General features: G+C 50.5%; 13 protein-coding genes, 3 tRNA genes and 1 other annotated feature. Of the genes, 1 reads left to right on the top strand and 15 read right to left on the bottom strand.

The genetic code is table 11. The features are described from left to right. Positions 1-11: 11 nt before the first annotated feature. Both JOD24_RS08625 and JOD24_RS08620 read right to left on the bottom strand, forming a co-directional pair. On the bottom strand, positions 12-668 hold the full coding sequence (locus JOD24_RS08625) for an ABC transporter permease (RefSeq protein WP_380163047.1): 657 nt from the start codon (positions 666-668) through the stop codon (positions 12-14). Positions 669-685: 17 nt separating this feature from the next. Next, on the bottom strand, positions 686-1822 hold the full coding sequence (locus tag JOD24_RS08620) for a betaine/proline/choline family ABC transporter ATP-binding protein (RefSeq protein ID WP_429246747.1): 1137 nt from the start codon (positions 1820-1822) through the stop codon (positions 686-688). A gap of 431 nt (positions 1823-2253) precedes the next feature. On the opposite strand from JOD24_RS08620, the gene JOD24_RS08615 reads away from it, so the two are divergent. Then, positions 2254-2823, top strand: coding sequence for a GbsR/MarR family transcriptional regulator (locus tag JOD24_RS08615; protein ID WP_380163045.1), 570 nt, complete (start codon positions 2254-2256; stop codon positions 2821-2823). A gap of 92 nt (positions 2824-2915) precedes the next feature. Here JOD24_RS08615 and rplT read toward each other — a convergent pair whose 3' ends face one another. The 13 genes from rplT to nrdR all read right to left on the bottom strand — a co-directional run bounded on the left by rplT (position 2916) and on the right by nrdR (position 12591). After that, positions 2916-3275, bottom strand: coding sequence for a 50S ribosomal protein L20 (rplT, locus tag JOD24_RS08610; protein ID WP_380163044.1), 360 nt, complete (start codon positions 3273-3275; stop codon positions 2916-2918). A 47-nt stretch (positions 3276-3322) separates the two neighbouring features. Next, positions 3323-3520 carry a 50S ribosomal protein L35 gene (gene rpmI / locus JOD24_RS08605; RefSeq protein WP_380163043.1) on the bottom strand — a complete coding sequence of 66 codons (198 nt, stop codon included), beginning with the start codon at positions 3518-3520 and terminating at the stop codon, positions 3323-3325. A 21-nt stretch (positions 3521-3541) separates the two neighbouring features. Beyond that, positions 3542-4045 (bottom strand): translation initiation factor IF-3, encoded by a 504-nt coding sequence (gene infC, locus JOD24_RS08600; protein ID WP_380163097.1) that lies wholly within the window; start codon positions 4043-4045, stop codon positions 3542-3544. Between the two features lie 56 nt (positions 4046-4101). Further along, positions 4102-4218, bottom strand: a sequence feature (ribosomal protein L20 leader region). 62 nt (positions 4219-4280) lie between these two features. Next, positions 4281-6212 (bottom strand): threonine--tRNA ligase, encoded by a 1932-nt coding sequence (gene thrS, locus JOD24_RS08595; RefSeq protein WP_380163042.1) that lies wholly within the window; start codon positions 6210-6212, stop codon positions 4281-4283. Between the two features lie 351 nt (positions 6213-6563). After that, a complete protein-coding gene (gene ytxC / locus JOD24_RS08590; RefSeq protein WP_429246746.1) occupies positions 6564-7463 on the bottom strand; it encodes a sporulation protein YtxC in 900 nt (299 codons plus the stop codon). 164 nt (positions 7464-7627) lie between these two features. Next, positions 7628-8359: a thermonuclease family protein gene (locus JOD24_RS08585; protein ID WP_380163040.1), complete on the bottom strand. Its 732-nt coding sequence runs from the start codon at positions 8357-8359 to the stop codon at positions 7628-7630. Between the two features lie 3 nt (positions 8360-8362). Continuing rightward, positions 8363-9052: a metal-dependent hydrolase gene (locus JOD24_RS08580; protein ID WP_380163039.1), complete on the bottom strand. Its 690-nt coding sequence runs from the start codon at positions 9050-9052 to the stop codon at positions 8363-8365. A 181-nt stretch (positions 9053-9233) separates the two neighbouring features. Then, a tRNA-Leu gene (locus JOD24_RS08575) sits at positions 9234-9322 on the bottom strand. Between the two features lie 9 nt (positions 9323-9331). Beyond that, a tRNA-Gly gene (locus JOD24_RS08570) sits at positions 9332-9406 on the bottom strand. A gap of 8 nt (positions 9407-9414) precedes the next feature. Beyond that, a tRNA-Phe gene (locus tag JOD24_RS08565) sits at positions 9415-9490 on the bottom strand. 59 nt (positions 9491-9549) lie between these two features. Next, positions 9550-10500: a primosomal protein DnaI gene (dnaI, locus tag JOD24_RS08560; protein ID WP_380163038.1), complete on the bottom strand. Its 951-nt coding sequence runs from the start codon at positions 10498-10500 to the stop codon at positions 9550-9552. Then, on the bottom strand, positions 10484-12001 hold the full coding sequence (locus JOD24_RS08555) for a replication initiation and membrane attachment family protein (RefSeq protein ID WP_380163037.1): 1518 nt from the start codon (positions 11999-12001) through the stop codon (positions 10484-10486). Before JOD24_RS08555 ends, dnaI begins: the two co-directional genes overlap by 17 nt. Before the next feature lie 92 nt (positions 12002-12093). Further along, positions 12094-12591 carry a transcriptional regulator NrdR gene (gene nrdR, locus JOD24_RS08550; RefSeq protein ID WP_380163036.1) on the bottom strand — a complete coding sequence of 166 codons (498 nt, stop codon included), beginning with the start codon at positions 12589-12591 and terminating at the stop codon, positions 12094-12096. Positions 12592-12699 lie beyond the last annotated feature (108 nt).

The raw sequence follows: 12699 nt of genomic DNA, 5'->3' as shown, positions 1-12699 counted from the left end.
CTCCCTCCTCTCTAAACGACGGCTTCTTTTGAATCTCTGACCCCCTTGGGTGTGACCCATTTTTCCAGAGAGCCGAGGAGAAAATCGGTGATAAGGGCCAACAGCGTGACCGGTATCGCTCCAGCAACAATGTAATCCGTTCGGAACAGGTTCAACCCGTTAAAAATAAAATCTCCCAGTCCCCCCGCCCCGATAAAAGAGGCCAAGGTCGCCCAACCGATCAGATAGACTGTTGACAGCCGAATCCCGGCCATAATGATCGGGATCGCCAATGGAACCTCCACATAGCGAATCCGTTGCCAACCCGTCATGCCCATTCCCTGGCCCGCCTCTAGCAGTCCCTGGTTCACCCCTCGAACCCCGGTATAGGTGTTCCGCAAAATAGGCAAAACCGAGTAAAGAAATAATGCCACGATCGCAGGAACCGTCCCGACTCCGAGAATAGGAATGAAAAAAGCCAATATGGCGAGGCTGGGGAACGTCTGAATCACACTCACAATTCCCATTACCCATCCGGCTGCCTTTGGCGTACGCGTTAACAGGATCCCCAGCGGAATCGCTACTAGGATGCCGAGCAGAACCGCAATGAGGGAAATATATAGGTGTTCCCAGGTTTTGAGCAACAATTCGTTCCCGTTTTCAGCAAGAAACTGTTTTATAGCCTCCATGCCCTGCTTCCTCCCTCCTATTGTTCAGGTGTATCTTCTTCACCCCAAATGGAATCGTAGACGATATCCACCAGGTTGGCTCGGGTCACAATCCCGACTAGACGTTTTTCCTCATCGACCACGGGGACATATTTCATCCCTCTCTTCAGGATTTGCCGTATGGTATCCCGTAGCAAATCCCCTTTTTTAACCACATAGAATTGAGTCTTCAACACATTTCCAACTTGCTGTGCTTTTTTGCGGTTTTGATCCAGGGTTTCCACATCGATGTATCCTTGCAGTACATTCTGTTCATCCACCACCAACAGCGTGTCCACTCTGCGCTCCTTCATCAACTGGATCGCTGCGGACAAAGACTGCTCCATCGTGATCGATACCGGATTGGGATTCATGACTTGTCCCACGGTTTGAATATTGGGTCTCGCTTGGATCAAGCGTTCTTTCCCGATAAACTCCTCCACAAACTCATTGACAGGATTCCGCAAAATCTCATCGGGAGTACCGACCTGAACCAGTTTCCCTTCTCGCATTATGACGATTCGATCCGCCAACTTCAGCGCTTCATCCATGTCATGAGTGACAAAGATAATCGTCTTGCCAAGGGACTGTTGCAGATTTTTAAATTCTTCCTGCAAGGAATCCCGAGTAATGGGATCCAACGCCCCAAAGGGTTCATCCATTAAAATCAGGGGCGGATCCGCTGCCAAGGATCGCAAAACCCCGATCCGCTGTTGTTGGCCGCCGCTCAATTCATGGGGATAGCGATATAGATACTCGCGACTCATATTGACCAGCTTCAATAGCTCTTCAGCTCGCTCACTCCGGCGGTCTTCCGGCCATTTCAACAATCGGGGGACCAGAGAGATATTCTCCAGGATCGTCATGTGCGGAAACAGGCCGATCTGTTGAATGACATACCCGATGGAACGTCGGAGCTCCACTTGATTTTTTTGCAGAATGTTTTCTTCCTTGATATAAATACTTCCTTCTGTAGGCTCAATCAAGCGGTTGATCATTTTCATAGTAGTTGTTTTCCCGCAACCACTCGGCCCGATAAAAACAATAAACTCCCCTTGTTCAACCTCCAGATTTAAATCTTCAACCGCTTTCTTCCCACCGGAATACACTTTAGTCACATGGTCAAACTTAAGCAAATAAAGCCACCTCCACATCGGATTACCGACAGATGAAGCCGTTATTTCAATCCTTTCCACTCAATGTTCTTCATACACTCATTTCCAAAATCCGAAGATCCTCCCCTCTGGGGTTTCGATTCCATGTTCACTTATCCCATTTGCCAATGAGGTTGTCGGGTCGTTTCATATCTTGATGGACCCGTGCGTGTGACTGTCTCCCCACCAACCTTCATTATAATTCAGTATAAAGTAAGTAGTTTGATGTATAAAACTTAGATACTGGACATATAATGTGTTTCGTTTATAAAATATTTATTTAACATTGTTTATATGGATTACAGTTACAGTTTCTCCGCTTTCCATGGAGATACTCCAAAAATCTCACTTCAGGATTCAATTACAAATATGCTACATTGGTCTCGAAGCTCAAAGCAAGGAGGTAAAGGAGGGTGCTTGTGGGAAGGCCTGACGAGATTCAACATGTGGAAGAGCAGTTTGTGGAGAGAATTGCTGACAATATGAACACCTTTGGAGTTTCATCCACATTGGGGCGGGTACTCGGAACGATCTATATCAACCGACAACCTATGACACTCGATGAATTATCTGTAGAAATCGGTATGAGCAAAGCTCGCATGAGCCAAGTCATCCGGGAACTGACTGACCTCAATCTCGCAGAAAAGGTATTTAAAAAAGGGGTCAGAAAAGATTTGTACAATGTGGAGTCGGATTACTATCAGACATTTATTTCTCTATTCACTTCCCAATGGATGAAGCTGATTAATAAGAATAGAAAGTTCGGACTTATTTTATCCCGCAAATTGGCTGAAATGCAGGATTCCGGAGAGCTGGATGAAGAAACGGAACAAAAGATCAATGAATTGTTAAAGGAAACCAAGGAGTGGCTGGATTATTATGATTGGTTGAACCGTTTGACGGAGTTCTTCGAAAGCGGGGAAGTATTTCAGCATGTTCCCAAGGCCTCCGACAAAAAAAAGAATGGTTCGGATTTGGATTGAGGGTACAGGTTGTAGAGGCGGACGAGGTCGGAAGTTGAATTTGAACCCAAGTGAAAAACCCCCGTATCCAAAATGGAAGCGGGGGGTGAAAATCAGGCGTTCACTTTGCCTTTAGCCAGGTCGGCCAGCTCAGTGAAAGCTTTTTGGTCGTTGACAGCCAGATCAGCCAACATTTTGCGGTTAATATCCACGCCTGCCTGTTTCAAGCCGTACATCAGTTTGTTGTAAGAGAGGCCGTTCATACGGGCAGCCGCGTTGATCCGGGTGATCCAGAGCCGACGGAAATCACGTTTTCTTTGACGCCGGTCGCGGTAGGAATAACTCAGCGACTTCATGACTTGCTGTTTTGCTGTTTTAAACAGGGTATGCTTCGAACCGTAGTATCCCCGGGCTAGTTTCAGGACTTTTTTGCGACGACGGCGAGTCACCGTCCCGCCTTTGACACGTGCCATGGTTAGTTCCCTCCAAATTCAGCGCGTTTATAAGATCAGATGATGTGTCACTTGTAAGCGATCAACTGCTTGATGCGCTTTACATCGGATTTGCTCATCGTGGTGCTTTTGCGCAACTTGCGCTTTGCACCCTGAGGCTTATGTTCCAACATGTGGCTCATGTAAGCGTGATTCCGTTTCACTTTTCCGGTACCGGTTTTGTTGAAACGTTTGGCCGCTGCGCGGCGGGTCTTCATTTTCGGCATCGATGGGTTCCTCCTGACTGATCAAGCATTATCCTTCTTGGGAGACAGGATCATAATCATATGGCGGCCTTCCATCTTGGGATGGCGCTCCACATCCCCGATCTCTTTCACTTCCTCCGCCATGCGGTTGAGAATCCTGCGTCCGATATCCTGGTGGGTGATCTCCCGACCTCGGAAACGAATGGTGAGTTTCACCTTGTCCCCATGGCTTAAAAACTTCTTGACGTTGCGAAGCTTGGTGTTGACGTCATGCTCTTCAATCGAAGGACTGAAGCGAATCTCTTTGATCTGGATAGTCTTCTGATTCTTCCGGGCCTCTTTTTCCCGCTTGCTTTGTTCATAGCGGTATTTTCCGTAATCCATGATCCGGCAAACCGGTGGTTTCGCCTTGGGCGCGACATTGACTAGGTCCAGATTCGCCTCCTGGGCCAGACGGAGAGCTTCCCGGAGCGGTTGAATACCCAGTTGGTTGCCATCGGAATCGATCAGACGCACCTCACGGGCACGAATGGCCTCGTTCACCAGCTGCTGTTCTTTGCTAATAACCTGCCACCTCCGAAGGAGATTTGTGTAAATGTGGAAACACCAAAAAGGTGCGAGCAAAGCGCCCACACCTGTCATCCCGTTCTACAGAACTGAAGACCTGTCAACTGCCTGGGCGTCAATCAGGTGAGAAGCGGGCGCTTCTGCTTGAATATCAAATGAATCTTACCACGTCCATCGATCCCCGTCAAGGGGTGGGCTATAGACCTCTGCGATATCACACCTTCGCTTCAATCTCTTGTTGTAGCTCCCGGATCAAGGTCTCTACACTCTGGGCGCCTTGGTCTTTTTGACCGTAACGGCGTACAGCCACAGTTCCCTGTTGCTCTTCCTTTTCTCCGACGACTAGGGTGTAGGGGATCTTTTGCAACTGGGCCTCTCGGATCTTGTACCCGATCTTTTCACTGCGGGAGTCCAGTTCCACCCGAATCCCAGCCCCTTGCAAGCGCTCCACCACCCCGGCGGCATAGTCTTGGAAGGTATCGGTGATAGTCATCACCCGAGCCTGGATCGGAGCGAGCCAGAGGGGAAACGCACCCTTGTAATACTCCAAAAGAAAAGCGACAAAGCGCTCCATCGTACCGACGATCCCCCGGTGAATCACCACTGGGCGATGGGCTTGGCCATCTTCGCCGATGTATTCCAGGCCAAATTGATTAGGCAGGTGGAAATCCATCTGAACTGTGGACAAGGTTTCATCTTTTCCGAGAGCAGTCTGCACCTGCACATCTAGTTTAGGTCCGTAGAAAGCGGCTTCTCCTTCCTCTTCGACATAGTTGACGCCCATTTCATCCATCGCTTCCCGAAGCATCCGCTGGCTGGTTTCCCACATCTCATCGTTTTGCACATATTTTTTCTTATCTTCGGGATCTCGGTAAGACAAGCGATACCAGAAATCTTGAATCCCAAAATCGCGGTAAACCTCTTCGATCAGCTGTACCACCCGGATAAACTCCGATTTGATCTGATCGGGGCGGCAGAAAATATGAGCATCGTTCAAGGTCATCGCTCGGACCCGCTGCAGTCCGGACAGGGCCCCGGACATTTCGTGACGGTGCATCATCCCTAGCTCAGCGATCCGGACAGGCAGATTGCGATAACTCTTCAGATCGTTTTTGTAAATCATCATATGGTGAGGACAGTTCATCGGTCGCAGAACTAACTCTTCATTGTCCATTTTCATCGGAGGATACATGTCCTCGTGATAATGATCCCAGTGACCAGAGATCTTATACAGCTCCACACTAGCCAAGTGAGGGGTGTACACATGCTGATACCCCAAGCGCTCTTCCTTGTCGGTAATGTAACGTTCAATTACACGGCGGATCGTAGCCCCGTTGGGAAGCCAGAGAGGGAGTCCTTGGCCTACTTCCTGGGACAGAGCGAAGATCTTCAGTTCCTTACCCAACTTACGATGATCCCGCTCCTTAGCCTCTTCCAACCGTTTAAGATAGGCTTCCAGCTGGGAGGACTTGGGCCAGATCGTGCCGTAGATCCGCTGCAGCATCGGTCTCTCCGAGTCTCCTCGCCAATAGGCCCCAGCCACGCTCAACAGTTTGAAGTTCTTCAATTTGCCCGTGGAGGGAACGTGGGGACCTCGGCACAAGTCGAAAAACTCCCCTTGTTCGTACAGGGTGATCTCCTCGTCCTCGGGAAGCTCACGGATCAACTCTAATTTCAGTTCATCCCCAGCCTCCTCGTAGATTCGAAGCGCTTCTTCCCGAGTAACGACCCGCCGCACAATCGGAAGATTTTCCTTGACGATCCTCCGCATCTCCTCCTCAATTTTAGGCAGATCCTCTGCTGTCAGCGACTGGGGCAGATCCATATCATAGTAAAATCCGTCTTCGATCACCGGACCGATCCCCAGCTTCACGCCAGAAAACAGCCGCTTGACCGCCTGAGCCATCAAGTGGGTCGTGCTGTGGCGGTATACCTCCAGCCCTTCCGCATCCTCCAGGGTGAAGATGCGTACCTGGGCTCCGTCGGGTACTTCCCGGGACAGATCTACCGTCTTCCCGTTGATCTGCCCGGCGATCGCTTTTTTGGCTAGTCCGCGGCTGATCGATTCTGCTACTTCCTGAACCGTCACTCTCTCCTCATCAAATTGCCGGATCGATCCGTCTGGCAGTTGAATGGACCTGCTCATTTCACTTCACTCCTCACGGGAAAATAAAAAACACCCAATCCCTGTAAAGGGACGAGTGTTTATAGACACACGTGGTTCCACCCTGATTCAGCTGTAGTCTCTTGGGGGAGACACAGCCCTCGCGGCACGATAACGGTGTGCAGAACCGGCAACCGATACTAACCCTTCCAGGGTGTTCCCGGCGCAGCTCAGAGGGGGTCGTCCTTCCGCCCAGAGGGTTCAGGAGCTTGCAGCCGGTGGCCCCTGTTCTCTGAAAAACCATAAGCGGCAAACGGTATCCTCATCATCGCCAGATCCGATTCGACCTCGGACCGTGAATTGCTGTAATTATACCGCCGAGGCCTACTCGCGTCAACCTTCGGGAGCAAAACCGTCTTTCCCTTGCCGGCAACCGGAACAGCCGCTACAGATCACCATCCGCTCTTCAAACACCTGTTTCAGGGTGCGGATGACATTCTCCTCCGGATTTCGTGTATGTAGGATCACTTGTTCTGGAGCCACTGTCAACAGTGTACTGACAATAAGATCTTCATGGGAGGAGACCTGATCCATCAACTCCTCCACAGTATGATCCATCTGGTCCATCTCTAGAGGCCGGCCCTCCCCATCGAGAAGACGAAATCTTCGGGTGTCGGTATGGATGACATGCACCAGCTGTACTTTCGGTTGCTGGATAGAGACAAAATAGCGGAGCAGATCGATAAACTCCCGATACTCCTGATCAAGCAAATACTCGTCAATCGCATGCTCTACCAACTTTCGCAAAATCTCCCGGTACCGTTTCATGCGAAATTGGAAATATCCATCGACAGCTAAATCCTGATGGCTGAAGAAATACCTGGCGATTTGGCGAGCCATCCGATATTTTCTTCTTTGGTGAGAAGGCTCTTCCGACTCGGAATCATCCAGCAGGTGATAAGCATAACGTTCAATCTCCCTGGATTCCCCCGGGTTTCGGTACTTAAATTCCTGGGTGATGATCCAGTGAATCAAATCTGGCTCATTTACAGTCAAATAATAATCCGCTACCGCTCTGCCCAGAGAATGACGCAAAGTCTGCTCCGAATCATCCTCTTCCCAATTATGGATATAAAAAACGGTACGAGTCCCCTTGCCGACTTCCTCCCATTGACAGCTGAAACCGGAATGGGAGCGTTCCAAACGGGCGGCCTGTTTTTTCAACAGTTCGCGCATCTGTCCGGCTTCCCGTGATGTCAGCGGTCCCGGAACCGAGATCTGATAAGCGACCATTCCTCCGCCCCCCGCTTTGTCCATCGTTTAAATCTAGTATATGGGAGGCGGTTGTAAGGTATACGTCCAACCATGGTACGCCTGATGATTCGGTCCCGCCTGGTTTGTCAAAACAAGATCCAGCCTGAAGTATGGCCTTACAAGATACGCCTCAGAAGGACTTCTCAGGAGGCGTTGCCCGGTGCGCGGAAACCAGCATCCTCTGCTTCCTTCTCTGTGCAAAACCATCGTTCCGGCTTCGTTTCATCATATTGAGGGCTCATCCGTGTATGATAAATTTGATCCCCTTGCCGGTTGACATTTCCTTTGATTTTCCCCACGCAATCTCCACTCTGCCCGTTCTTCTCCGCTACCCTAGCACCTTCCTTCTGCCAAAGTCCCACATCCTGCTTTCGCGCCTCTCGCTCCAAGCGAAGGAAGGTTTTCTCATATTTCACATTGGGCTGCACAGTCATAATCCGAGCATATCCTTCTTGGACCAGCGTGGCGTTAAACAGTTCATCTTCCATCCACAAATACGCCAACAAACGGCCGTACCGATCCCGTTTCTCCTGATCCAGTTCCAGCCGGACATCCTTTCCATGTAAGCGATCCTTCGTATACTTGGAGGCTTCCTTCCCGTAATATTCCACACCGATTTTTGGGTGATTTGTCTCCGGCGTGTTAACACCGATCAACCGAACCTTTTCCTTTTTTCCATCTGTCTCGACGACGACTGTATCCCCGTCGATGACACGAACCACTTCTCCTTCTTCCAAGGCTTGGGCCGGGGGTTTTAATCCTTCCACCCTTGCACCGGTTCCCTCCGACTCCTCCTTCTGACACCCGACCGCTAGCAGAAGCAGGAGCAACAACCCAAGGAGAAGCCACTTCTGACTGTTTCTTTTTCTCATCATCTCTTATCCGCCCCAGCCGAATAAGCCCTTCACCGTATCGAAGGAGCTAAAAAAGGGATCAAAGGAAGTCTCCTGAAAAAACAACCAGATCAGAGCAACGCATCCTCCATACATCGAGATTTTCCCTGTCACTTTGTCAATCGTATCCCCGGATCGAATCCGCACTCCCAGATTTTTCAGACCGATTCGTTGTTTCCAAGGCCAGAAGAAGGGAACGCCTCCAACCGTGACGGCATCTGCCAGGAGGTGGGAAAAGTATCCCAGAGCCATAGCCACGGCATAGGGAGGATGAGCCAGATAAGTGATCCAAGTGACAATGCCCATAGATACTAATGAGTGAGTAAAACTGCGGTGGGGAAGAAACGCCACCCCGGCTACATAGACCCCTGCAAAGAAAATCCACCAGTCCATCCCCTGAAGTAGTGCAAATAGAGCCAAGACAGTGCCCAGAATCGCCAAGGCGGCCGACCGGTAACGGATCGATTTGAACAGCAGGTTGTTCAATATGCTGTTATCCTCATCGATATCCGGCACGAGGGAGCCTAGGGAGGCGATCAGCACCATTCCCGCTGCTTCCAAGACATGACCTCCTGTACCCGTGACACCTACAGCCACCGCTCCCGCTGTCAATCCCAGTGACAGATGGGTATTGCCCGTCACTTTACTTCCTCCTTTCGGAATGACTACCAACATATGTTTGGTCTCCAGGCTAAGAAAAAAACCGGCCCTCGGGATCGGTTTCCGGCATTTTCCTCTCACCTGTATAAAACCATTTTACACGAACATTAAGTATCTGACGAGTCCGGCGACGGTTTTTCTGAAAACAAAAAGAGACCGCTCCTGTTACGGTCTCTTGCATCAATCGAGATCAGTTTGGTACCGAGGGTCGGACTCGAACCGACACGGTGGATCTCCACCCCGGGATTTTAAGTCCCGTGCGTCTACCAATTCCGCCACCCCGGCATATAAAAATGGAGCGGACGACGGGATTCGAACCCGCGACTCCCGCCTTGGCAAGGCGGTGCTCTACCACTGAGCCACATCCGCTCGTACGATGGTGGTTCGGGACGGAATCGAACCGCCGACACGAGGATTTTCAGTCCTCTGCTCTACCGACTGAGCTACCGAACCACTACTAATTAACTTGCGACAAAAAAGATTATACCATGATATACACCGGGAAGCAAGGATTAATTTGAGGGATTTTCCTCCCTGCGGTTGGGACCACCCACATAGTAGACATCCACCAGGTGCCGGATTCGTTCCATGATCCGTTTCGCCTTCAACCGCTCGGCCCCCCCTTTCTCCGAATAGGTCAAATGCTCTTCCAGTTCGTTTAAATCCAGATTGGAGGTCATCACTGTCGGCAACTTTTCCATCATCCGGTACTGCAGGATCGCTCCCAAAATCTCATCTCGGATCCAAGGTGTCATATTCTCCGCCCCGATATCATCCAGAATCAAAACTGTAGCTTTCTTTAGTGCATCCAGCTTCTGTTGCACCGTCCCATCACGGATCGAATCCTTCACTTCCCGAATAAAATCCGGGACGTATACCATCAAAGAGTCTATGTTGTACCTGACAAGGTATTGCGCCATGGCCCCCGCGATCCGACTCTTCCCCACCCCGAAGGGACCATAGAGATAAAGTCCCTTTTCCGAATGTCCTGATGAGGCAAATCGGTCACAAAAATCCATCGCCGCTTGAATGGCTTGTATCCGTTTGGGGGATGGATTAATCGATTCAAAGGTTGCATTTAGGATATCCTTGGGGATGTAGTGGCTTTTGATCAGTTCTTTCCGTTTCCGCTCCTCCTCCTGGGCTATTTGCTTTTCACAGGGGGCCAATCTCAGTTCCAAGTACCCGCTATAAAGATGTAAATCAGGGCGGTGCCCCTTCATCAGGTTGGGGCACCGATCCAGCCCAGGACACCGATCACACTGTTCCCGTTCTATCACCATCTGTCGCAAATGAATCTGCGAACGACGATACAGCTCCCTCGAAACTTCGGGATGTTTTTGTTGAAAAGAACGGATGGCGGGATGGGAAAGGAATCGATCCAGCTCTTGATCCGGATTCAGATTTAATCGTTGGGCGATCCTGCCTTTGAGCGGATTTACTACCTTATCGATTCGTTCCATCCGGTTTACCCTCCTTTTCCTTCATTCGTTGGCTCATCCGTTGATTCATGCGACTCAGTTTGGCTTGAATTTGGGCGACTGCCTCCGGGTCCGTCTCCAACTCCTGCAAGTATTCTTCCCTGCTGAGTTTCTGTTCCATCGCCTGGGCAACTGCTCGGGGAAGGGGTTGTTCTTTCTCTTGCGCTTGTCGTTTTCCGGACCGGGAAGTTCTTTTACGGGATGCCGTTCCTTGCTGCTTATTCCAGTCCCAATTCAGGTCTTGGCTCGCCATCTGTCGCGCTTCTTCCACGGTACGCACTTGTTTGCGAGCCCAATGGCCAGCGATTTTTTCCACCAGCGGTCGCGGCAATTTATAGTCGTGAGAGTAGAGTACATATTCCAGAAGTACATTGATCACTCCGGGAGGAAGACCATAATTCCGAGACAGATCCTCCACCAATTCCAGGTCCGCCCGTGGGATTTGCTTGCCATTTTGAAAGCGAGATAAGAGTTCAATCGGAGAAAGACGCTCCAACAATTGAAAATGGCGCTCTTCTTCAGATAGCTCCCCTGTGTTTTTTCGGGGGTCTGGGGCCAAGGGCTCTTCCTTCCGGTTTTCTCCCCTTTTGATCTTCTCCCGATCCACCACCACCGGTGAACTGCCGAAACGCATCCGGTATTGACTGCGAATAAACGAACGGAGACGTTCCACATCAATCTTCCCCTGTTGGGTGACATAAGGGTTTTGCAATGCCCGGATCAAATCCCAATCATCCAACTGATAAAGGAAGCGGATTTCCAGCACCTGTTCTTCTACTCGTTGCGTCCAGGCTCCCCTGTCCAACAGGTTTTGCAAGCGGGCCTTAACCATGGATAGGTCGTCCCCTTCTTCTTCTGCCGAGAACACTGGTGGCTTTCCTTCCTCCTGCCCCTCCTCCCCTGCCATCACCGACAAGGGAAGATCCCCTTCTAATTCAGTCACCGAGCGGATCTCCGCAGGGGACAAGGAGCCAAAAACTTGTTGGAAAGATCGTGTCACCTCTGTCTCCCGGTCTATCTGGGGAAAGTCGGTTTCTCCAGTCTCCACCATCTCTTCATAGAGACTGCGGAAACGATCTTTCCCCAAACGATTCAGCAGGGAGATGCTCAACACATCACTTTGAAAAAAAGAGCCCGGAGACAGAGGGGCGACGACTTCATAGCAAAACATCCGTCTGCCCGTCTCCTGTGTCCGGAATGTGTTCAAAAGACCGACTCCCTCCAACCGGTACCGCGCCTTGAGCACTTCTCCCAGCGGAAGTTGCAACAGTTTCATCAGATCCAAGTGGGAATGTTGCCGGGAGACTCCCGACCGATGCAGGGGCAATTGACTATAGAGGGTCAGATAGAGACTGACTGCCACCGCACCCACCAGCGGTTGGTAAAGATGAACCAACACCAAAGGATCCACTGGTTGGATCGGACGCCGACTCCGACTTCTCCAGCCATCCCGGGGGGTACATTCATTCCAGATCATCGACATCGACACCCGCCTCCCATCCGTTCTGCAAAGGGACTATTATTGTACCAGTAGAAACATTCCTTCACAAACTGGATTCGAGTCGAATATCGGGCTTATTCCTCTGTCGATTTTCTCTTTTCCCTATCCCTCTCGTTGCGGGAGCGATTTAACAGCTCTTCCAACTCTTTTACAAAAACGGTAATATCCCTGAATTGCCGATATACCGAGGCAAACCGGACATATGCCACTTCATCGACATCCACGAGTCGTTCCATGATATACTCGCCGATTTCCCGTGTGGGTACCTCCGTTTCATTACTCTCCCGCAGGCTCCGCTCCACATCGTCGACAAGTTCTTCCAAGCGTTCCATCGGAACCGACCGCTTTTCACAAGCGCGGATCAACCCCCGCAGAAGTTTGTCCCGATTAAATTCTTCTCGGCCACCATCTTTCTTGATGACAATCAAGGGTTTCTTTTCCAATATTTCAAATGTAGTAAAACGCCTGCCGCAGCTTTCACACTGGCGTCTACGCCGGATGGACTTCCCTTCGTGGGCTGGGCGGGAGTCCAACACCCGACTTCCTATGAAATGACAATATGGGCAGCGCATCGATGCACTCCTCCCGCTTTGATCCTCCTTGAAGAATCAACGAATCTTTCTAACTATATCACAAACCACCCGGTTTGTACCTCAACTGCACTTCCCACCCCTTCGTAA

Origin of the sequence: Kroppenstedtia sanguinis (assembly GCF_050433445.1) — a bacterium.
Classification (GTDB): domain Bacteria; phylum Bacillota; class Bacilli; order Thermoactinomycetales; family DSM-45169; genus Kroppenstedtia; species Kroppenstedtia sanguinis.
The sequence above is the reverse complement of the archived record's forward strand: the minus strand, read 5'-3'. Positions and strand labels throughout refer to the sequence as shown.

Excerpts from the sequence above, each read along its gene's own strand:
- rplT (WP_380163044.1), bottom strand. The coding sequence starts at position 3,275 with ATGGCACGTGTCAAAGGCGGGACGGTGACTCGCCGTCGTCGCAAAAAA.
- nrdR (WP_380163036.1), bottom strand. The coding sequence starts at position 12,591 with ATGCGCTGCCCATATTGTCATTTCATAGGAAGTCGGGTGTTGGACTCC.
- JOD24_RS08625 (WP_380163047.1), bottom strand. The coding sequence starts at position 668 with ATGGAGGCTATAAAACAGTTTCTTGCTGAAAACGGGAACGAATTGTTG.
- thrS (WP_380163042.1), bottom strand. The coding sequence starts at position 6,212 with ATGAGCAGGTCCATTCAACTGCCAGACGGATCGATCCGGCAATTTGAT.
- JOD24_RS08555 (WP_380163037.1), bottom strand. The coding sequence starts at position 12,001 with ATGTCGATGATCTGGAATGAATGTACCCCCCGGGATGGCTGGAGAAGT.
- ytxC (WP_429246746.1), bottom strand. The coding sequence starts at position 7,463 with ATGGTCGCTTATCAGATCTCGGTTCCGGGACCGCTGACATCACGGGAA.
- dnaI (WP_380163038.1), bottom strand. The coding sequence starts at position 10,500 with ATGGAACGAATCGATAAGGTAGTAAATCCGCTCAAAGGCAGGATCGCC.
- rpmI (WP_380163043.1), bottom strand. The coding sequence starts at position 3,520 with ATGCCGAAAATGAAGACCCGCCGCGCAGCGGCCAAACGTTTCAACAAA.
- JOD24_RS08580 (WP_380163039.1), bottom strand. The coding sequence starts at position 9,052 with ATGTTGGTAGTCATTCCGAAAGGAGGAAGTAAAGTGACGGGCAATACC.
- JOD24_RS08585 (WP_380163040.1), bottom strand. The coding sequence starts at position 8,359 with ATGATGAGAAAAAGAAACAGTCAGAAGTGGCTTCTCCTTGGGTTGTTG.